Source organism: Kitasatospora sp. NPDC096128 (assembly GCF_040303105.1).
Classification (GTDB): domain Bacteria; phylum Actinomycetota; class Actinomycetes; order Streptomycetales; family Streptomycetaceae; genus Kitasatospora.
Genome location: NZ_JBEOSP010000007.1, coordinates 158,605 through 177,963, shown reverse-complemented (window position 1 = coordinate 177,963; position 19,359 = coordinate 158,605). Strand labels below are relative to the sequence as shown.

Sequence of the window (19,359 nt, the reverse complement as noted above, 5' to 3'; positions counted from 1 at the left end):
ATGACCGCTGTAGCTGTCGAACTCTCCCCGAGGCGTCCGCTCCCGGACGACGGCCCGGCCCAGCGCCTGCCGTACCTCACGCGGCCGATCGCGGCCCCGACCCCGCCCGTCACCGAGATCATCGCCGTCGGCGACCTGGACGACGTCATGGACAGCGTGAAGTGCTCGTGCAACGCGGGCGACGACAACCCGCACTGAACCACCCGCTGATCGCACCTGATCAGTAACGCTCAGGCCCCGGCGCTCTCCGCGTCGGGGCCTGAGCCGTGCGGGGCGGGCGAGTAGGGTGCGGGTATGGATCTGCGCTGGGACTTGCTGCGCCCCGTGATGTGCGTCCCGTATTTTCCGACGCTCGGGCCGCTCCACCCCGAAGCTGTTTCCGCTGAGCTTCTGGCCGACGTGTTCGCCGTCGCTGGCACCGGAGAATTCCTGCCGCACGACAAGGACCGGCGGTGGTCCGACCACAAGGACGAGCATGTCCTGGTGGATGCCGTCGTTCAGGACCAGGCCCGCACGCTGATCCCCACCATCACCGGTCGCGGCATCCTGCGCGTCCATCTCTACGGTGCCCGCGAGTATCGCCAGGAGGCCGAGGAACTCGCCGCCAAGCTTGCCGCCGAGCATGACGGGGCTAAAGCCCGTGTGGTGTGGTTTCAGGACGCCGCCGACCCAGTGGCCGCCTCTACCCGCGTACAGCTCCGTACCTTCGACCAGGACGCACCAGCCGTCGAGGGAATCGAGGCTCTCGGCCAACAGCCCGAAGCCATTCGGACCGCCTTCCCCGAGTTCGCCGAGAAGCTGGCCGGCGAGGGCTTCGTGTTCCTGCACTCCCGGATCGACAGCGTCGGCCCCGTGCTGGTCGCTGTCCGGGGCGAGCGCGTAGTAGGCGCAATCGGCCCCATGGAGACCATGGCCGACCCCATCGGTAGGCGACGACTCCTTCCGCAGTACTTCGGTGTTCTGCCGGAATACCGAGGCCTCGGCCTCGGTCGGCTCCTGTGGCGCTCGGCGATGCACTGGGGCAAGGAACACGGCGCCGACTACCAGCTCTTGCAGACAGCTGCCGGGGGCGCATCCGACCGACTGTGCCAGAGCGAGGGCTTGGCCGACCTCGGATTCGTCTGCACCACCACCGTCTGACGAGAGCCTCACGACGGACGAGGAGCCGCTGAAGAGGCCCGATGAGTGGCGGTCGCCGAAGGTGTGGCGATCACGTGGCGATCGGACCGCCGGGAACGGCGTTTCCGCAGGTCGCTGCTGGTGAAGAGACTGTTCCCGGCGTACAGGCCGACTCTTCCGTCGCCGACTTGGAGAAGGCCCCCCGGCCCGCGCGAGAAGCGCGGCCGGGGGGCCTTCGTCGCGTTCGGGCCCCGGGGCCGGACCTCGGTCCTGCCGGGCCTCACGCCGGGTGGGCGCCGACGGCGTCGCGGATCTGTTCGCCGAGGCCGCCGTTGACCCGGGCGCAGTTGGCGCAGCAGAAGAACATCCCGGCCACCTCGACGCCGTGGCCGACGATGCGCACGTTGCACTGTTCGCAGCGGGGGGCGAGCTTCTCCATCGCGCACTCGAAGCTGTCGAAGGTGTAGGTGTCGCCGGTGACCGTCTTGATCTCGAAGGCGAGCCAGTAGTCGTTGCCGCAGGTGACGCAGATGGCCATGGCGGCCGTCTCCTTCCGGTCGGGGCCGGCCCTGGCGGGGCGGCTCCCACCAGTGTCGAAGGGTCGCCCGGGGGCGGCCACCCGGCGGGCCCGTCCGGCGGGACGGTCAGGCCGAGCTGGAGGAGTCGGCGGAGTCGGCCGAGAGCTGCTCCAGGGCCAGGACGGCGCGGTCGGCGTCGTCGGCGGCGACGAACAGGTGGTCGTGGTGGAAGCCGGCCACCACGTTGCAGCTGATGCCCTGTTCGGCGAGCCGCCCGGCGACGGCCGCGGTCAGTCCGACGGCCTCCAGCGCGGAGTGGATCTGCAGGGTGATCCAGGCGGCCACGTAGTCGTAGCGCAGTCCGAGCGCGTCGGCCTCGTCCTGGGTGACCACCACCGTCACCCCTTCGGGCTCGGCGACGGTCACCACCGGCCGCATCCCGGCGGGCACCTTCGCGGGGAGCGTGCAGTAGACGTACCGCCCCGGGTTGAGCTGCGGGCGCATCCCGCGCAGCAGGGTCGCAAGGTCTCGTTCACCGGACATGCCCGTCACCGTATCCGTTCGCCCCGGGCCCGTGCCGTCTGTCGCAACCGTGTCGGTGTCCTGTGACAACGAACCCTGACGTGTTGTCAGCGAAGGTTGATCAACGCTAGTTTGTGCCACCGAACCTTGACTTGTAGCTGATCCGTCAAGTGAGGATGCGGTGGGGGAACCGGCACGTGCGCTCGTTGAGGATGCGCTTACGGCCTTTGAACTGGCCTTTTCTGTTGAGGGGGTACGCCAGCGCAAGCCGTTGCGTGCGAGTTGGGACGTGCAGTTCGAGATGGCTGAGCCTGTTCGCGAGTTCAGCTGGCACAAGGGCAGCCAGGGTTTCGCGGGCTGGTACTACTCGGTCACCGAGCGGGATCACGTGGGCTACGAGTCGTGGCTGGAGCGGGACCGACTGGTTCTGCTCGACCGAGATCCGCAGGTCACAGCCATCGCCTCGCAGCCGTTCTGGCTGCACTGGCACGACGGCAACCGGCGTCGTCGTCACGCTCCGGATTACTTCGTTCGGCTGGCTGATGGCCGGGCCCGCGTCGTTGACGTCCGCGCTGAGAGCGACCTGGACGGGGAGACGTGGGAGGCCTTCACCGCGACCGAACGCGCCTGCCGGACGGTGGGTTGGGAGTTCGAATGGGCGGGGCGGCCCGAACCAGTACTCATGGCGAACATCCGCTGGCTGGCCCGCTACCGGCGGACTCGCTGCGGGCGGCCGGCCTCGGTCGCCGCCCGGCTCTTGGAGGTCTTCCGTGAGCCGATGGCCCTCTGGGAGGGGGCCGGACTGGTCGGGGACCGGCTGCAGGTTCTGCCGGTGCTGTTTCACCTGCTCTGGTCCGGTGCTCTGGGAACGGACCTGGTGAGCGGCCTGATGGAGACCGACAGTCTCGTCTGGACGGAGGAAAGTCGATGGGCAGGCTGAAGCGGCCACCGGCCCTGGCGGTCGGCCAGAGGATCCGGTTCGACGGTCAGATGAGGGGGGTCCTCGACATCACCGCCCAGGCCGCGGTGCTGGAAGATGACCAGGCGCCGCACCGGGTGGTCGCCCTGATCGACTTGTTCGAGGCAGCGGACTTCGAGGTCCTGTTCCAGCCCGAACGCATGCCGATGCCCCCGACCGGGCTACTGGAGACGTTCCCGCCTGATGCGGTCAAGCAGGCGCTCTGGTGGGAGAAGCACATCCTTGAGGTCCTGCACCGGCTGCCGCCGGACGCCGAGCCGGGCACGCCTCCGCGGCCTGGCTACGGTTCCGGCTCGTCCGTGACCTCACGCCAGCGGGTCAAGGCGGCCGAGCTCACGGCCCTGGGCCACGAAGTCAAGCCGAGCACGGTCGGACTCCGGCGTCGCCGCTACCAGGAAGACGGCCTGGTCGGGCTGGCCGACCACCGGCCGGTCCGCAAGCGCAAGGAGTTCGGCTCGGTGCCCGAGCCAGTCGTCGACGCGATGCGGCAGGCAATCAAGGAGGGAGTCGACACCTCGACCCGCAACGGGGCCTACCTGATCTGGCGGACCGGTGAGATCTTGCGGGAGCGCGGTGGGGAACCGGTCGAGCTGCCGTCGAGGCGAACGCTCTACCGGCTGGTTGCGAAGCTGACCGCGGGCACTCACGCGACCGGCTCCGCGGTCACGCGCCGGTCCAGGGCCCACGGGGCGGCGGCTCCGTTCGGCGAACTGACGGTGTCCGCGCCGGGCGAGGTGATGCAGATCGACTCGACGCCGCTGGACGTCATGGTCCGCCTCGACAACGGGGTCGTCGGCAAGGTTGAGCTCACCGGCATGATCGACGTCGCGTCCCGGACGCTGTCGGCGGCGGTGCTGCGGCCGTCGACGAAGTCGGTCGACGCGAGCGTGCTGCTGGCGCGCACGGTCACCCCGGAGCTGATGCGGCCGGGCTGGGTCGATGTGCTCAAGATGTCCCGGTCCGTGCTGCCGCACCGCCGCCTGCTGACCTTGGACGAGCGCCTTGAGCACGCCGCTGCCAAGCCGGTCATCGTCCCGGAGATGATCGTCTGCGACCACGGCAAGGTGTTCATCTCCCGCAACTTCCGGGCCTCCTGCCGATTTCTGGAGATCGACTTCCAGCCCACCCACAAGGGTTCGCCCTTCGAGAAGGGTCACATCGAGAAGATGCTGGGCTCGGTCGCCACGATGTTCGCCCAGTTTCTGCCGGGTCACACCGGCCGCAACACTGACCGCCGCGGACGGCACCCCGAGCAGGAGAACCTGTGGTCGCTGCCCGAGCTTCAGGACCTGCTCGACGAGTGGATCATCGCGCACTGGCAGAACCGTCCCCACGAAGGACTGCGAGACCCCGACCACCCCGGGCGGCTGTTCACTCCGAACCAGAAGTACGCCGCCCTGGTCGAGGCCTGCGGCTATGTCCCGGTCGCCCTCAGCGGCCAGGATTACATCGAACTCCTGCCGGCGGCCTGGCGGGCTGTCAACACCTACGGCATTCGGATCAACAACCGCACCTACGACAGCCCCGAGCTCGGCCCGATGCGCCGACGCGACTCCGGCATCACCGCCAAACGCGGACTCTGGGAGATCCACCGCGACCCCTACGACGTCTCCCGGGTCTGGGTCCGTGACCACCGCGCAGGCGGCGGCTGGGTCCAGGCGACCTGGAAGTACTTGAACCGGGCCCCGGTCCCGTTCGGCGACCTGGCCTGGGACCACGTCAGCCACCAACTGCCCAAGGCCACCGAGGAAGAACTCGCCGATGCCGTCGCGGCCCTGCTGACCCGCGCCCACGCCGGCCCCGACCAGCCGGCTGCTAAGAAGAGCAGGAAGACCAAGCCCGCCAAGGGCGACCACCGTGTCGCGGCCCGGACCAAGGCCACCGTCCGGGCCACAGCCGCGGCACCACCCCTGCCGAAGCCACAGCACGAACCCTCTCCGGAAGAGCCGGCGGAGGACGAGGAGACGCTGGCCGAGGTGATCCCGCTGGGGCTCTTCGACCCGCTCGAGGACCCCTGGAAGCGCCTGTGATCACGAGTCCTGCCGACAGTCCGGACGACGACTTCGGGCGGCAACTGACCACCCTGCCTGGCTGGCGCGAGTTCGTCTCCTCGGCGGTCGCCGAGCCGATGGTCACGCTGCCACAGGACGAGTACGACGCCCTGAACAAAGAAGACAAGTACACCTACGACGATGACCGCCTCGACCACCACGCCCGCCTGCAGGTGGTCGCCACCTCCACCGTCCGACACACCGTCACATGCGGACGCCGCCTGATCATCCTCAACCGAGGGGCGATCAGTGCCCGTCGCGGATTGATCGTCACGGGACCGGCCAACACTGGCAAGACCATCGCGTTGGCCCAGCTCGGCCTGGCCCACGAACTTCAGGACCGCCGTCGGCACCCCGGGCAGGACGAACGCATACCGGTCCTCTACATCACCGTCCCGCCAGCTGCGACACCCCGCATGATTGCAGCCGAGTTCGCCCGCTTTCTCGGGCTGCCGGTCCGGAGAAGCTCGAACATCACCGACCTCACCGAGGCAGTGGTCGGCGTCTGCACCAAAGCTCGCACCGGGCTGGTTCTGGTGGATGAGATCCACAACATCTCCCTTCATACCCGAACTGGGGCCGAAGCCTCGGACACGCTCAAGTACTTCTCCGAGCGAATCCCGGCGACCTTCGCTTACGCGGGTATCGACATTGAGGACAGCAGCCTCCTGACCGGGACCCGAGGCGACCAGATCGCCGCCCGCTTCACCTCGGTCGCCACCCACCCGTTCCCCTATAACGCGGAATGGAAGGCCCTCGTGGCCCAGATGGAGGCCAACCTGCTGCTGCATCAGCACAAGCCCGGCATACTCACCCGGCTGGACCGCTTTCTCCACACCCGAACTGGAGGCATGATCGGCACCCTCTCCCACCAGGTTCGAGGAGCCGCCGTTGACGCCATCCTCAGCGGGACCGAGAAGATAACGAAGCAGGGTCTGCTGGCCGTCGATCTGGATATAGCCTCCCGCCGCAATCGACCCAAGAGCACTCAGGCACAGGATGGAGCAGGATGAATCGCCCCGCCTGGGAAGGGGAAGTGATCGCGAAGCTCCCGTTCCAAATCCGCCCAATCGCGGGTGAGGGCGGGCGGTCGTTCATCGCCCGACTCGCCCAAGCCAACCATCTCCCACCTGCCTATCTGCGGAAATTCCTCGTCGAGCCACCGTGGGGCCCCGGCCCACTGTCCTGGAACCGACTAGCCGAAGTTTCCGGCCGCGACCCGCAGCTGTTGCGAAAGATCCTGGACACCGCGAAATGCAAGGAGTGCGGCACGAGCATCCCACCTAAGGCCCCCTTCGGCAGACCTCCCTTTCTCTGCTCAAGCCGATGCCGGAGTTGGGCCCATCGCCGCACCCTCACGACGGTTGCTTGTCGGGTCTGCCAGCAGCCCATGGTCCTTCGGCTCGGACAGAGGCAGCGGCTCTGTTCATCGGCCTGCCGCCGTGCTGCCTACCTTGCGCGCTGGTATGGCCAACCCGACAACACGCAAGCCGGCCACGTCGGGCCGCAGCCCGGCGAACAATCGCGTGCGTGCATCGTCTGCGAGAACCCGATCCCGGAGTTCTCGAATACAACATGGGAGACTTGCTCGGCATCCTGCAGCAATGAAGCCCGACGTTGGCACCAGCTCGCCCAACGCGAGCAGCCTCCCCTGCCCATGACCGCCTGCGGCTTCTGCGGAAAGCCGATTCCGTCATCCACTCACCCCAGAGGCCCCGTCCGCAAATGGTGCTCCGGCCGCTGCAGCAAGCGGGCCCAGCGCGGGCTTGACCCCGCCGACTACGGCCCGGTGACGTGTGAGCACTGCCAGAAGCTATTCGTCCGCGGTCCCTCTGGACGAGTTCGCCGCTGGTGTTCACTGCAGTGTCAACAGGTCGCGACTGAACGCACTGTCAGGGCAGTTGTCCCGTGACAGCGAGGACGAACGCGAAGACTTGGAGTCAGGCGCTCCACCACTCGTCGGTCCCGCAGCCAACCTCGTAGTGCCACCAGCCCGCGTCTTGCCCTTGTTTCAGCAGTGCCTTGATCCCGGCGAAGTCCGCGCCGGCCGGCACGTTGAAGGCGACCATAGGGAAGTCCTTGCTCATGACTTCACCGCCGAGGTTGAAGACAGCCAGGCGTTGATGCACCGCCTGAGGGCTGCGTCCCAGCAGCCCAGAGGGGACGGGAACGACGCGAACCGTGCAATTGCCGGCTGAACTGACCCGCCCGACAGCCCAGTGCAGCCCATCCGAGTCGGTCTGGAACTGAACAACGTCCCCCTCGGCCACACCGTCCTGGAGGAACGGGACGTTCTCAATCGTGGCCGTGTCAGCGCTGAGCCTTGTCGCCCACAGGCCCTCGATGTCCTGAGGGAACCAGCCCTCGCGGGGGACGAACCGGAACCAGACCTTGATCTTTTCGACGGCGTTCTCCATGACGCCAATCATGGGCTGACCCGGCGGCGGGACCTTGCATCGGGTCTGAGCTGAGTGATCGGGCTCCTAGGGATCGGACCAGCACGCCGACCTTCGCTGAGGCGGGTCTCCGAGCCCGCGGCCACAGGGGCCGCTGGCGCATAGAACTCTGCACGTGGGACCGAGGCCCTCGGCTGGTCAACCTTCGCTGACACAACCACGGTGCGGTCAACCTTCACTGGCACGAAACCGTGTTGGTCAACCTTCAGTGGCAACCAGCCAGGGTTCGGTGGCACAGGACAGTCGGAACCGTATCGGGATCCGTTGACGAGCGACAGTCACCGATATATCGTCGAACTATCGAGACAGTGACTCGACTGTCTCGGAAGCGAGCAAACCTCAAGGAGGTGGGCGCCATGCGCTCAGGAATGCGATTTCGTGCGGAGGGCCCGCGCGGCGGCGGACGCCGCCGCGGGCCGGGCCCGGAGTTCCGGGGGATGCCCGGGGAGGAGTTCGAGGGGCGGGCGGCCTTCGGCGGCTTCGGCCCGCCGTTCGGCGGCGGCCCCGGCCGGTCGCCGGGCAGCCCGTTCGGGCACGGCTTCGGCGGCCGGCGCGGCGGGCCGCACGGGCGGCGCGGCGGCCGGGCCCGGCGCGGTGACGTCCGGGCCTCGCTGCTGGCCCTGCTCAAGGAGCGGCCGATGCACGGCTACGAGATGATCGCCGAGATCACCGAACGGACCAACGGTGCCTGGCGGCCCAGCCCCGGCTCGATCTACCCGAACCTTCAACTGCTGGAGGAGGAGGGCCTGATCACGGCGGAGGAGGTCGGCGGCAAGCGGCTGGTCTCGCTCACCGAGACGGGCCGCGCCGAGGCCGAGGCCGGTCCGGCGGAGCCGTGGGCCGAAGCCGGCCGGGAGGTCGACTGGGAGGCCGTCCAGGAGGTCGGCCAGGCGCTCGCCGCGGTCGACCAGGCGGTGCAGCAGGTCATGCGGACGGGCACCGAGGCGCAGCGCGCCAAGGGACTGGCGGTGCTGACCGAGACCCGCAAGAAGCTCTACCTCATCCTCGCCGAGGATGACTGACCGGTGCGGGGGACCGGTCACGGCGACAGCCGGTGACACAGCCGGTGACACGGGCGGTGCCGCTGCTCAGGGACGGACCACGAACAGGCCCGCACAGGCGAGCAGCAGCACCGCCCAGCCGAACCAGAGCCAGCCGTCGGGGCCGATCGTCACGCTGTAGAGGCAGACCACCAGCAGCAGGGCACCCGTCACCCAGGCGAACTGCCGGTTGTGGTGGGCGGCCGCCTGCGCGCGGCTCCTGCCGTGCCGTACGGGGTGCCGAACCGTCCTGGCCATGCCGACCTCCCGGGAAGGGGAAGGGGAAGGGGCGGCCGGTCAGTCCGAGGGCCCGGTGGGCTCTACGGGTCCGGTGAGCTCTGCGGGTCCGCTGGATCCGGAGGGCCCGGTGGAGGCCGCCTCGTCGTACTCGTAGCGCCAGAACCAGCTCAGCCCCCGCACCTGCTTGCTCCGGACGTACACCAGTGTGCGCGCGGGGGAGTCGCCCCGCGCGGGGACGGGGACCTTGTACTTCTTGGGCACGCCGAGCATCGGCCCCAGCGGGATCGGGAGGACCGTCCCGTCCAGGGGCCCGCCGACGAATTCGGTGTCCGCGCTCTTCACCCCTCCAGGGTCTCACCTCCACGCGCTGACCACGGCGGGAGCACCCGGGGGCGGAGACCAGGTGGCGACGGAGTGCCCGGAGTGTGGCCCGCGTGCCCGGAGTGTGACCGGAGAGGCACCGCCCCCGGTCATCCAGAGGCCCCGCGCACCCTTATCCTTCCTGTACGCCCTCGGGGTTCACCCCGGGCCAGCGGGCCCCGTACGGGCCGGGCGAGGCGCGAGTCAGCGTGCCCTCCGGCCGTCACCGGCGCGGACAGCGTGCTGCCGCGACAGGCGTACCGAGACCCGGGCGTCGGTCGTCCGGTGACCCCGGCCGCGGTCGGCGGGGCGCGGACAGCAGGGCCGAGCACCGCCCCGGGAAGCAGCGGGGGGCGCCGCGCGTTGCGTCGGAGTGGTACGTCGAACGCTGTGTCGCACCAGGCACGGCAGTTGCGCGGAAGGGGCCCGATGGAAGCCGGCAGCAGGTGGACGACCTGGTGGCAGAAGCGTGACCGTGAGCGGGCCCGCCCGGGAGGCGCGGACCCGGCCGCCAGACTGGATCAGCTGCTCGGCGCGGTGCGCGCCGGATTCCCCCTCGCACCCGCCGCCCACCCGGCCGGCTACCGGTGCTCCTGTGACCGGGTGGCCTGTCCGGCCCCGGCCCGGCACCCCGTCTCCTTCGCCTGGCAGACCCAGGCCACCACCGATCCCGAACAGCTCTCCCGCTGGCTCTCCCGCGACCCCCAGGCCAACTTCGTCACCGCCACCGGCCGGGTGCACGACGTCCTGGACGTCCCCGCCGAGGCCGGCCGGCTCGCCCTGGAGCGGCTGACCGCCCTGGGCGTCGAAGGCCCGGTCGCCGCCGTCGGCGAGGACCGCTACCTGTTCTTCACCGCCACCCGGGGCACCCCCCAGGACGAGGACGAGTGGTGGGACAGCGCCCTCGACTCCACGCCGGACACCGTGTCCGAACACCCCGGCCTGCGCTGGCACTGCCGTGGCTCCTACACCCTGCTCCCGCCGGCCGCACTGCCGGACGGCTCCGAGGTGCGGTGGCTGCGCGGGCCCGAACTGCCGCTGCCGGACCCGCTGCGCGTCCTGGACGTGCTCACCGACGCCTGCACCGAGGTGGGCGCCGTCGCCGAGGAGCAGTGGCTCATCGGCTGAGGGCGGTGACTCGCCCGCTCGCCTCCGGGGCGCTGGGACCCGGCGCCGACGCTCGTCGCTCCGGCGCTCGTGCCTCGCTTGTCGCTCCTCGGCTTTCGGCACCGGCGCGCCCCTGGGGCTCGGGGCGCGCCGGTGCCGGAGGCGGGGCTACGGCAGGGTGAGGATCTCCGCGCCGTCCGCCGTGACCACCAGGGTGTGCTCGAACTGGGCGGTGCGCTTGCGGTCCTTGGTGACGACGGTCCAGCCGTCCGGCCAGATCTCGTAGTCGTAGGTGCCCAGGGTGAGCATCGGCTCGATGGTGAACGTCATACCGGGCTTGATGACCTCGGTGGCCCGCTCGCTGTCGTAGTGCGGGACGATCAGGCCGGAGTGGAACGACGTGTTGATGCCGTGTCCGGTGAAGTCCCGCACCACGCCGTAGTCGAAGCGCTTGGCGTAGGACTCGATGACCCGTCCGATGACGTTGATCTGGCGGCCCGGCTTGACCGCCTTGATCGCCCGGTTCAGCGACTCCCGGGTGCGCTCGACCAGCAGCCGGGACTCCTCGTCCACGTCGCCGACCAGGTAGGTGGCGTTGAGGTCGCCGTGCACCCCGTGGATGTACGCGGTGGCGTCGATGTTGACGATGTCGCCGTCCTGCAGCACGGTCGAGTCCGGGATGCCGTGGCAGATCACCTCGTTGACGGAGGTGCAGACGGACTTGGGGAAGCCGCGGTAGCCGAGGTCGGACGGGTAGGCGCCGTGGTCGCACATGTACTCGTGGGCGACGACGTCCAGCGCGTCGGTGGTGACGCCGGGGGCGATCAGCTTCGCGGCCTCCTCCATCGCCCGGGCCGCGATCCCGCCCGCGATCCGCATCTTCTCGATCGTCTCGGCGGTCTGCACCTCGGGCCCGGTGTACGGCGTCGGAGCGGGCTTCCCGACGTACTCGGGGCGCGCGATGTGCGCCGGGACCTTGCGGGTGGGGGACTGGATGCCGGGTACGAGAGCCATGGCGGCGAGTCTAGTCGCCGCCCCGCCGCCGCCCGGCGGTTCCCGTGTGGTGTGCACGGTGGCCCCGTCCGGGGAATGATCGGTACCGACCCGCTACCTCTGGACGGGAGAGCGCCATGCCCCTGGGATTCCACCGCAAGCCGACCGGCAAGCCCGGCGAGTGGTTCTACTGCATCAAGCACGCCAAGGTCGAGGAGGGCCCGGAGTGCCCGGCCAAGGACCGCCTCGGCCCCTACGCCACCCCCGACGAGGCCGCCCACGCCCTCCAGCTCGCCGACGAGCGCAACCGCGAGTGGCAGGGCGACCCGCGCTGGAGCGACCGTCCGAAGGACGAGGGCGCCGAGTGACCGCCGGGGCGCCGCGCTGCGGTCAGGCCGGGGCGGGGGTTTCGCGGGCGGTGCGTTCGTGTTCGGCGCGGACGGCGGCGGTGTGGGGGTCGGTGCGGTCGTCGTAGGCGAGCAGTCGGGGGAGGGCGGCGGCGAGTGCCAGGACGGCGGCGACGCAGGCCAGGCCGCCGGTCCAGACGGCGGCGCGCACACCGATCAGGCCGGCCATGGTGCCGGCCCGGACCTGGCCCAGCTGGGGGCCGACGGAGTAGCTGAGCAGCTCGACGCCGGCCATCCGGCCGCGGACCTCGTCCGGGATGGACTGGTTCCACATGGTGGAGCGGGCGAGTCCGCTGATCTCGTCGGCACCGCCGGCCAGGGCCAGCCCGAGCAGCACCAGCCAGACGTTCCCGGACAGTCCGGCCAGCGCCATGGCCGCGCCCCAGGCGACCGCGGCGGCCACCAGCAGTCGGCCGTGCCGGTGGATCCGGGACGCCCAGCCGCTGGTCGCGCCGACCAGCAGGGCGCCGGCGGCGGAGGCCGCGTACATCGGGCCGAGCGCCCAGTCCGCGCCCAAGTCCGAGGCCAGGAAGGGGAAGACGGCCACCGGGAAGGCGAACAGCATGGCGCAGAGGTCGATCGCGTAGGTGCCGAGCAGGTCCTTGCGGCTCCACGCGTACCGCACCCCGGTGAGCACCGCCCGTACGGACGGGCGTTCGGCGCCGGTGGGCGGCGGCACCGCCTTGATCCGGACGAGCAGCAGCAGCGAGACGGCGAAGGTCAGCACGTCCAGCGCGTAGGCGGTCTGCACTCCGGAGAAGGCCACCACGACGCCGGCCAGCGCCGGCCCGGCCACCGAAGCGACGTTGTGGTACAGCGACTTGAGGGCGAAGGCGGCCGTCAGGTGCTGGTGCGCGACGATCCGCGGCAGCAGCGAGTCGAGGGCGGGGCGCTGGAGGCCGTCGCAGGCGGCGACCAGCGCGGCGACCAGGTAGACCGGCCAGAGCAGTGGGTGCGGCAGCAGCGCGTTGAGCAGCAGCAGTCCGGCCAGCAGGCCGAGCGCGGCCTCGGAGCGCAGCACCAGCTTGCGGCGGTCGAGGGCGTCGGCGAGGGCGCCGCCCCAGAGGCCGAAGACGATCAGCGGGACGAGTTCGACGGCGCCGATCAGGCCGACTGCGAAGGAGGAGCCGGTGAGCTCCTTGATCTGCATCGGTACGGCGACGTACGTCAGAAAGCTGCCGAAGCTGGTGACGCAGCCACTCGTCCAGAGGTAGCGGAAGTCGCGGGAGGCGCGCCACGGTGTCAGGTCGGGCGTCAGCGAGCGCAGCAGCGCGCGTCGCCGACCGGTATGGGGTGGTTCGTCGTCGTTCACGAACCACCATCCTGGGACGGCCGGTTCGCCCGTCGCAACGGGTTTTTCACCAGCGGCTGAGCGGCGGCGCGGAGGTCAGCCGCCCGGCGAGGTCGGCCAGCCGGCCCAGGGCGGAGCGGCGGCCGAGCGGCTGCCCGGCGGCGGCGCTGACCAGGTGCTGGGCGAGGTCGAAGGGCTCCTCGGCGGCGGTGCCGACGGCGAGGCGCTCGTGCGCGAGGCCGGCGAGGTCGTCGAGGTCGTCGAGGCCGCCCGCGGCGGCGGGCGCGGTGGGGTCGGCGCCGTCCAGGGCCAGCACGGTCGCGCCGCGCCGGCGGGCGTCCTGCACCCGTTCCAGCAGCGGGGCGCCGGCCGCCCCCGGGGCCACCACCAGCACGGTGGCCCTCCGCCCGGCCCCGGTGAGCCGCCGCAGGTCGTGGGCCAGGTGGGCCGGGGCGGCGGCGGGCGGTGCGTGCCGCAGCAGGGTGGGCGCCAGCCGGGGGACGGCCGACCAGGCGGCCTCGTCCTCCAGGTGGGCGGCCAGGTGCCAGGGTTCGTACGCCTCGGTGCCGACCAGCAGCAGCTCACCGGCCCCGCGGCGCTCCACCGAGCGCCGCAGCGAGCCGGCGAAGCCGCCGACGGCCTCCAACCAGCCGGTGCCCGTGAGTCGTTCACGAAGTGCCGAAACTCTCACTGCGTCCATGCGGGCCAGGATGTCGCGCCGGGCCGCCGATTTGGGAAGATCAGCCCATGACTTCCCTCGATTCAGCGACAAACCCGGCCCACGAGCTGCCGGACGTCTCGCAGTTGGTGGTCGGTGTCCTCGGCGGCACCGGCGACCAGGGGCGCGGGCTGGCCCTGCGACTGGCCAAGGCCGGCCAGCAGGTGATCATCGGTTCCCGCGACGCCGCCCGGGCCGAGGCCTCGGCCGCCGAGCTGGGCCTCGGCGTGCGCGGCGCCGACAATGCCACCGTCGCCCGGGAGAGCGACGTGGTGATCGTCGCGGTCCCGTGGGACGGCCACGCCGCCACCCTGACGGCGCTGCGCGAGGAACTCGCCGGAAAGGTCGTCGTCGACTGCGTCAACCCGCTCGGCTTCGACAAACAGGGCGCCTACGCGCTCAAGCCGGAGGAGGGCAGCGCCGCCCAGCAGGCCGCCGCGCTGCTGCCGGACTCCCGGGTCACCGCCGCCTTCCACCACCTCTCGGCGGTGCTGCTGCAGGACGAGTCGGTGGAGCGGATCGACACCGACGTCATGGTGCTCGGCGACGAGCGGGCCGCCACCGACATCGTGCAGGCGTTGGCGGGGCTGATCCCCGGCATGCGCGGCATCTTCGCGGGCCGGCTGCGCAACGCCCACCAGGTGGAGGCGCTGGTGGCCAACCTGATCTCGGTCAACCGCCGCTACAAGGCTCACGCGGGTCTGCGGATCACCGACGTGTAGGAAGTCACCGGTCGTGTCGACCTCACCCCTGGACCGGTCCGGAGGTGAGGTCGGCGACAATGGGTGGCGGCCGTCATCCGGCCGTCCGTACCCGGTCCTAGGAGCCCCGCGCCATGCCTCGCACGTCCCTGTTCGCCCTGCTCGTCGTCGTCCTCGCGCTGGCGGCCGCCGTGGTCTCGATGGTCGAGGGCTTCTGGATCGGGTTGATCTGGCTCCCGCTGGCCGGTGTGGCGAGCAATGTGCTCTGGCTGAACCGGCGCAAGGAGAAGATCGCCGAGGCGGCGGCCGCCGAGCAGGGCTGAGCGGCCACCGACCTCACGAGCGTCCCCGGGGGCTCAGCTCTCCCAGAAGCGGAACAGCAGCTGGCCGAGGCCCGCGAAGGTGTCGTCCGTCACGCCGAACAGGTGCATCACGGCGAACACGGCGTCGAAGAGGACGTTCCGCACCTGGGGCTGCCAGAGCAGCGCGAACACCGCGAGCATCCCGTACGGCGCGAACGGCTCGATCGAGCGCCGGGTCCTGTACGACAGCCAGGGCTCGACGATGCCGTAGCCGTCCAGGCCGGGCACCGGCAGCAGGTTCAGGATCGCGGCGCTGATCTGCAGCAGGCCGAGGAAGGCGAAGGCGCAGGCCAGCGGGGTGTAGCGCCACGGCCAGTCGGAGCCGTGCCACTCCATCGAGAAGCCCGGGTTGTCCAGCCATCCCGCGCCGACCGGGATCAGCAGGGCCGCCCCGATCACCAGGTTCACCAGCGGCCCGGCCGCCGAGATCAGGCTGTGCTTGAGCCGGCCCTGGATCCGGCTGCGCTCGATCCAGACCGAGCCGCCGGGCAGGCCGATGCCGCCGAGGATCACGAAGACGATCGGCAGCACGAAGCTGAGCAGCACGTTGGCGTACTTCAGCGGGTTGAGCGTGAGGTAGCCCTTGGCGCCGACGGTGATGTCGCCGCCGTGCAGCGCGGTGCGCGCGTGGGCGTACTCGTGCAGGCAGAGCGAGACCATCCAGCCGGACACCACGAACAGGAACACCCCGAACGAGGCGTTGCCGTAGCCCGAGTACACCGCCCAGCCGGAGGTACCGAGGGTGGCGAGCAGCACCCAGAACACCGGGCTGATCCGGCGGTCCTCGCTGCGGGAGCGCGGCGTGGCGGCGAAGGTCATCTGTGGGTGCTCCGTGGACAGAGGGAAGGCGGATACCGGCAGGGACCGATCATGCCGGGCGGGCCGGGGGCCGGACAAGCCGCCCAGGGTGAACGTCCGAGGGGAGGCGTCCGGTTCCGCCCGAGCCGGGGGCGGGGGGGCGAGGCCGGAGAGCGGCCCGGAAGGGGCCGGCACAATTGTGCGCCCGCGTGCCCGTCCATCGACCAGAATGGACCGGTGCACTACGGCATCCTCGGTACCACCACGGCCCACCACGACGACGGCACGCCGGTCCCGCTCGGCGGTGCCAGGCTGCGGGCGCTGCTCACCGCGCTGGCCCTGCGCCAGGGGCGGCCGGTCCCGGCCGACCTGCTGGTGGACGAGGTGTGGGAGGCCGAGCCACCGCAGGACTCCTCCGCCGCGCTGCAGACCCTGGTCGGCCGGCTGCGCCGCACCATCGGCCGGGAGCGGGTCGGCTCCGGCCCGGCCGGGTACTGGCTGGCCGACCCGGCCACCGACCTCGCCGACTTCCAGCGGCTGAGCGCCGAGGGCCGCCACGCCCTCGACGCCGGCGACGACGCCCTGGCCGCCGAGCGGCTGCGCGCCGCCCTGGCGCTGTGGCGCGGCCCCGCCCTGGCCGACCTGCCCGACCGCGCCGCCGCGGCCGCCCGGCTGGAGGCCCAGCGGGACGAGGCCCGTCGGCACCGGATCACCGCGGACCTCGGCCTCGGCCGGGCCGCCGAACTGGTCGCCGAACTCGCCGAGCTGTGCGAACGGCAGCCGCTGGACGAGCCCCTCCAGCTGCTGATGCTGCGGGCCCTGCACGGGAGCGGCCGCACCGCCGAGGCGCTGCGCCACTACGAGCGCACCAGACGCGCCCTGGCGGACGAGCTCGGAGTCGACCCCGGTCGCCAACTCCAGTCCTGCTACACCGAATTGCTCACCTCGGCGGAACCTCCCCCAGCCGCCGCCCGACCCGCCGCCGCCCTCGCGCCCGCCTCCGGGCCCCAGTCGGCGTCGGCACCGGAGCCCGCGTCCCAACACCCGCGCGTCACCGGCAACCTGCGCGGCCGACTGACCAGCTTCGTCGGCCGGGACGCCGATCTCACCGCCCTGCGCGGCCTGGTGACGCAGCGTCGGCTCGTCACCCTGACCGGCCCGGGCGGCTCCGGCAAGACCCGGCTGTCGGTCGAGGCCGGCCGCGCCGAGCAGTCCGCCGGGCACTGGCCGGACGGCGTCTGGCTGGCCGAACTCGCCCCGCTGGAGAGCCCGGAGGCCGTCCCCTCCGCGGTGGTCTCCGCGCTCGGCCTGCGCGAGATCGTGCTGCACAGCGCCAGCATGGTCACCGAGGTGATGGAGAAGCGCGCCGAGGACCCCGTGCGCCGGCTGGTCGAGCACTGCGGTCCCCGCCGGATGCTGCTCGTCCTGGACAACTGCGAGCACCTGATCCAGGCCGCCGCCGACCTGGTCGACGCCCTGCTCGCCGAGTGCCCTGGGCTGACGGTGCTCGCCACCAGCCGGGAGCCGCTCGGCGTGCCCGGCGAGACGGCCCTGCCGGTCGAGCCGCTGCCCGACCCGGTGGCGCTGCGGCTGCTCACCGAGCGGGCCGCCGCCGCCCGCCCCGGTTTCGACCCGCAGAGCGACCCGGAGGCGTGCGCCGAGATCTGCCGCCGCCTGGACGGCCTGCCGCTGGCCATCGAACTCGCCGCCGCCCGGCTGCGGGTGATGACGGCCCGCCAGATCGCCGACCGGCTGGACGGCCGCTTCGCCCTGCTCACCGCCGGCAGCCGCACCGTACTGCCGCGCCAGCAGACCCTGCGCGCGGTGGTCGACTGGAGCTGGGACCTGCTGGGCAAGCGGGAACGGGCGGTGCTGCGCCGGCTCTCGGTGTTCGCGGGCGGCTGGCAGCTGGAGGACGCCGAGGCGGTCTGCGCGGACGGCACCGAGGTGGTCGGCCCGGAGGTCGCCGACCTGCTGCTCTCGCTGGTCGACAAGTCCCTGCTGGTGGCCGACCTGGCGGACGACGGCGGCCAGCCGCGCTACCGGATGCTGGAGACCATCCACGAGTACGCCGCCGAGCGCCTGGCCGAGTCCGCCGCCGAGCGGGACGCCACCGGCGCCCGTCACCTGGCGCACTTCCGTGCGATGGTCGCCACCGCCGACCTGAACGTCCACGGTCCGCAGCAGCTGCACTGGCTGAACGTGCTGGAGCGCGAGCAGGACAACATCCGGGCCGCGCTGCGGCGCGCGATCGACCTCGCGGACGAGGAGCAGGCGCTGGTCCTCGGCGTCGGCATGGGCTGGTACTGGTCGCTGCGCGGCTACAGCATGGAGGCCCGCGGCTGGTACAACGCCATCGCCGCGCTCGGCCCGGACCCGTTCGCCCCGGACGCCCCGCCGCCGGTGCCGCTGGAGCGCAACGTGCTCGAGTACGGCGTGCCGATGCCCGCGGGGGTGGTCGAGGAGGCCCGCCGACTGGCCGCGATGTTCCGGCTGATCGGGATGTTCGAGGGGAACCTCGACGTGCTCGGCGACGAGAACGCGGTCAGGATGGCGGAGCAGCTGCTGGACAGCTACACCCCGGAGCTGCCGCAGGGCTACCGCTTCCCCGCGCTGATGCGGGTGTTCGGCGCCTTCCTGGCCGGCCGGCTGGAGCTGATGAAGCAGCTGATGGACGACGCGGTCCGCGGCTGCGAGCTGCACGGCGATCCGAGCGACCTGGCGTTCGCCCTGCAGGTCCGGGCCAGGATGCTGAACGACTGGCCGGAGGGCGAGGAGCAGAGCATCCGGGACGGCCAGCGCTCCCTGGAGCTGTTCGAGCAGGCCGGCGACCTCTGGGGGGTGTCCCAGGCGCTGGCGGCCCGCGGTGAGTCGCTGGCGAATCGGGGCGATGCCGTGGGCGCGGCCGCCGCGTACGAGCGGGCGATAGCGCTGGCCGAGGAGCTGGGCGCGCCGCACGAGGTGCCGATGCTGCAGGTGAACCTCGGCAGCGCCCTGCTGGAGTACGACCCGGAGCGCGGCGAGCGGATGATCCGGTCGGCGCTGGCCGCCATCGAGGGCACCGGCCTCAACCAGTCCACCACCGGTGCCCTGCTGTTCGGTCACCTGACGCTCTGCGCCCTGCACGCCCATCGCGGCGAGTTCGAGGAGGCCAAGGCGGCGCTGTCGAAGCTCGACGGGATCAGTTCGGGCGGGTTCGTCCCCGGCGTCGTCGGCGGGCTGCTGCAGTGCTCCCGGGGCTGGATCACGGCCCGGGCCGGGGATCCGGAGGAGGGGCACGCCCTGCTGCGGGAGGGCCGTCGGCAGCTGGTCTCGGTGACGGCCGCGAGCGGTTTCGCCGAGCAGATGACGGTCATGGTGGTGCCGGCCGTGGCCGGAATGCTGGTGGCTTACGTGGAGCGGGACGGCGACCTGGAGCGGGCCCGCCAGGCAGCGGTGCTGATCGGTGCGCACAAGCAGTTGAACGGCCCGAAGGGCGGTTTCCTGGACCGGGTGGAGCGCGAGCGGTCGACGGCCGTCGTGCGGGGGCTGCTGGGCGACGCCGCGTACGAGGCGGCGCACGCCTCCGGCAGCGGGATGACGCAGCAGCAGACCCAGGAGCTGCTGGAGGAGCTGATCGGCTGAGCGGTCGACCGGGCGACCGACCGGGCGATCGATCCGTTGAGCGGTCGGCTGAGCGGCCGTTCGGCCGGTGCCC

At 71.4% G+C, this 19,359-nt stretch carries 20 protein-coding genes; 11 read left to right on the top strand and 9 right to left on the bottom strand.

The genetic code is table 11. The features are described from left to right. Both ABTY61_RS10920 and ABTY61_RS10915 read left to right on the top strand, forming a co-directional pair. Positions 1 to 198, top strand: a complete 198-nt coding sequence (locus tag ABTY61_RS10920; protein WP_097238145.1) for a hypothetical protein — start codon at positions 1 to 3, stop codon at positions 196 to 198. 96 nt (positions 199 to 294) lie between these two features. Further along, positions 295 to 1,140, top strand: coding sequence for a GNAT family N-acetyltransferase (locus ABTY61_RS10915; RefSeq protein WP_350504636.1), 846 nt, complete (start codon positions 295 to 297; stop codon positions 1,138 to 1,140). A 259-nt stretch (positions 1,141 to 1,399) separates the two neighbouring features. Here the strand turns inward: ABTY61_RS10915 and ABTY61_RS10910 are convergent, their stop codons facing one another. Together ABTY61_RS10910 and ABTY61_RS10905 are read right to left on the bottom strand one after the other, a co-directional pair. Next, positions 1,400 to 1,657 (bottom strand): metallothionein, encoded by a 258-nt coding sequence (locus ABTY61_RS10910; protein ID WP_030056921.1) that lies wholly within the window; start codon positions 1,655 to 1,657, stop codon positions 1,400 to 1,402. A gap of 106 nt (positions 1,658 to 1,763) precedes the next feature. Continuing rightward, complete coding sequence (locus ABTY61_RS10905; RefSeq protein ID WP_350504635.1) at positions 1,764 to 2,180, bottom strand: ACT domain-containing protein; 417 nt, start codon at positions 2,178 to 2,180, stop codon at positions 1,764 to 1,766. Positions 2,181 to 2,340: 160 nt separating this feature from the next. Here ABTY61_RS10905 and ABTY61_RS10900 point away from each other — a divergent pair, with 160 nt between their 5' ends. The 3 genes from ABTY61_RS10900 to ABTY61_RS10890 are packed head-to-tail and all read left to right on the top strand — an operon-like array spanning position 2,341 to position 6,202. Continuing rightward, positions 2,341 to 3,099 carry a TnsA-like heteromeric transposase endonuclease subunit gene (locus ABTY61_RS10900; RefSeq protein WP_350504634.1) on the top strand — a complete coding sequence of 253 codons (759 nt, stop codon included), beginning with the start codon at positions 2,341 to 2,343 and terminating at the stop codon, positions 3,097 to 3,099. Next, a complete protein-coding gene (locus ABTY61_RS10895) occupies positions 3,087 to 5,168 on the top strand; it encodes a TnsB C-terminal domain-containing protein (protein ID WP_350504633.1) in 2,082 nt (693 codons plus the stop codon). Before ABTY61_RS10900 ends, ABTY61_RS10895 begins: the two co-directional genes overlap by 13 nt. Next, entirely contained in the window at positions 5,165 to 6,202 is a 1,038-nt protein-coding gene (locus tag ABTY61_RS10890; RefSeq protein WP_350504632.1) for a TniB family NTP-binding protein, read from the top strand. The genes ABTY61_RS10895 and ABTY61_RS10890 overlap by 4 nt, the downstream gene beginning before the upstream one ends. A gap of 927 nt (positions 6,203 to 7,129) precedes the next feature. Here ABTY61_RS10890 and ABTY61_RS10885 read toward each other — a convergent pair. Next, positions 7,130 to 7,618 (bottom strand): DUF4265 domain-containing protein, encoded by a 489-nt coding sequence (locus ABTY61_RS10885; protein WP_502895269.1) that lies wholly within the window; start codon positions 7,616 to 7,618, stop codon positions 7,130 to 7,132. A 383-nt stretch (positions 7,619 to 8,001) separates the two neighbouring features. On the opposite strand from ABTY61_RS10885, the gene ABTY61_RS10880 reads away from it, so the two are divergent. Then, positions 8,002 to 8,667, top strand: coding sequence for a PadR family transcriptional regulator (locus ABTY61_RS10880; RefSeq protein WP_502895268.1), 666 nt, complete (start codon positions 8,002 to 8,004; stop codon positions 8,665 to 8,667). 66 nt (positions 8,668 to 8,733) lie between these two features. On the opposite strand, the gene ABTY61_RS10875 is transcribed toward ABTY61_RS10880, so the two are convergent. Both ABTY61_RS10875 and ABTY61_RS10870 read right to left on the bottom strand, forming a co-directional pair. After that, complete coding sequence (locus ABTY61_RS10875; RefSeq protein WP_350504630.1) at positions 8,734 to 8,943, bottom strand: hypothetical protein; 210 nt, start codon at positions 8,941 to 8,943, stop codon at positions 8,734 to 8,736. Between the two features lie 39 nt (positions 8,944 to 8,982). Then, on the bottom strand, positions 8,983 to 9,267 hold the full coding sequence (locus tag ABTY61_RS10870; protein ID WP_350504629.1) for a DUF8847 domain-containing protein: 285 nt from the start codon (positions 9,265 to 9,267) through the stop codon (positions 8,983 to 8,985). A gap of 447 nt (positions 9,268 to 9,714) precedes the next feature. Between ABTY61_RS10870 and ABTY61_RS10865 the strand changes: the two genes are divergently transcribed. Next, positions 9,715 to 10,413, top strand: a complete 699-nt coding sequence (locus tag ABTY61_RS10865) for a bifunctional DNA primase/polymerase (RefSeq protein ID WP_350504628.1) — start codon at positions 9,715 to 9,717, stop codon at positions 10,411 to 10,413. 147 nt (positions 10,414 to 10,560) lie between these two features. Here ABTY61_RS10865 and map read toward each other — a convergent pair whose 3' ends face one another. Next, the gene (map, locus tag ABTY61_RS10860) at positions 10,561 to 11,406 is read right to left on the bottom strand and encodes a type I methionyl aminopeptidase (protein ID WP_350504627.1); all 846 of its coding nucleotides are present in this window, start codon (positions 11,404 to 11,406) and stop codon (positions 10,561 to 10,563) included. 116 nt (positions 11,407 to 11,522) lie between these two features. Between map and ABTY61_RS10855 the strand changes: the two genes are divergently transcribed. After that, positions 11,523 to 11,753, top strand: a complete 231-nt coding sequence (locus ABTY61_RS10855; protein ID WP_350504626.1) for a hypothetical protein — start codon at positions 11,523 to 11,525, stop codon at positions 11,751 to 11,753. A gap of 22 nt (positions 11,754 to 11,775) precedes the next feature. Here the strand turns inward: ABTY61_RS10855 and ABTY61_RS10850 are convergent, their stop codons facing one another. Both ABTY61_RS10850 and ABTY61_RS10845 read right to left on the bottom strand, forming a co-directional pair. Then, the gene (locus ABTY61_RS10850; protein WP_350504625.1) at positions 11,776 to 13,104 is read right to left on the bottom strand and encodes an MFS transporter; all 1,329 of its coding nucleotides are present in this window, start codon (positions 13,102 to 13,104) and stop codon (positions 11,776 to 11,778) included. Between the two features lie 46 nt (positions 13,105 to 13,150). Then, positions 13,151 to 13,783, bottom strand: a complete 633-nt coding sequence (locus tag ABTY61_RS10845) for a hypothetical protein (RefSeq protein WP_350504624.1) — start codon at positions 13,781 to 13,783, stop codon at positions 13,151 to 13,153. 47 nt (positions 13,784 to 13,830) lie between these two features. Here ABTY61_RS10845 and npdG point away from each other — a divergent pair, with 47 nt between their 5' ends. Further along, positions 13,831 to 14,523, top strand: a complete 693-nt coding sequence (gene npdG, locus ABTY61_RS10840) for an NADPH-dependent F420 reductase (RefSeq protein ID WP_350504623.1) — start codon at positions 13,831 to 13,833, stop codon at positions 14,521 to 14,523. Positions 14,524 to 14,636: 113 nt separating this feature from the next. After that, positions 14,637 to 14,825 carry a hypothetical protein gene (locus tag ABTY61_RS10835; protein WP_350504622.1) on the top strand — a complete coding sequence of 63 codons (189 nt, stop codon included), beginning with the start codon at positions 14,637 to 14,639 and terminating at the stop codon, positions 14,823 to 14,825. A gap of 33 nt (positions 14,826 to 14,858) precedes the next feature. On the opposite strand, the gene ABTY61_RS10830 is transcribed toward ABTY61_RS10835, so the two are convergent. Then, complete coding sequence (locus ABTY61_RS10830; RefSeq protein WP_350504621.1) at positions 14,859 to 15,683, bottom strand: site-2 protease family protein; 825 nt, start codon at positions 15,681 to 15,683, stop codon at positions 14,859 to 14,861. Positions 15,684 to 15,899: 216 nt separating this feature from the next. Between ABTY61_RS10830 and ABTY61_RS10825 the strand changes: the two genes are divergently transcribed. Continuing rightward, positions 15,900 to 19,286 (top strand): AfsR/SARP family transcriptional regulator, encoded by a 3,387-nt coding sequence (locus ABTY61_RS10825; protein ID WP_350504620.1) that lies wholly within the window; start codon positions 15,900 to 15,902, stop codon positions 19,284 to 19,286. Positions 19,287 to 19,359 lie beyond the last annotated feature (73 nt).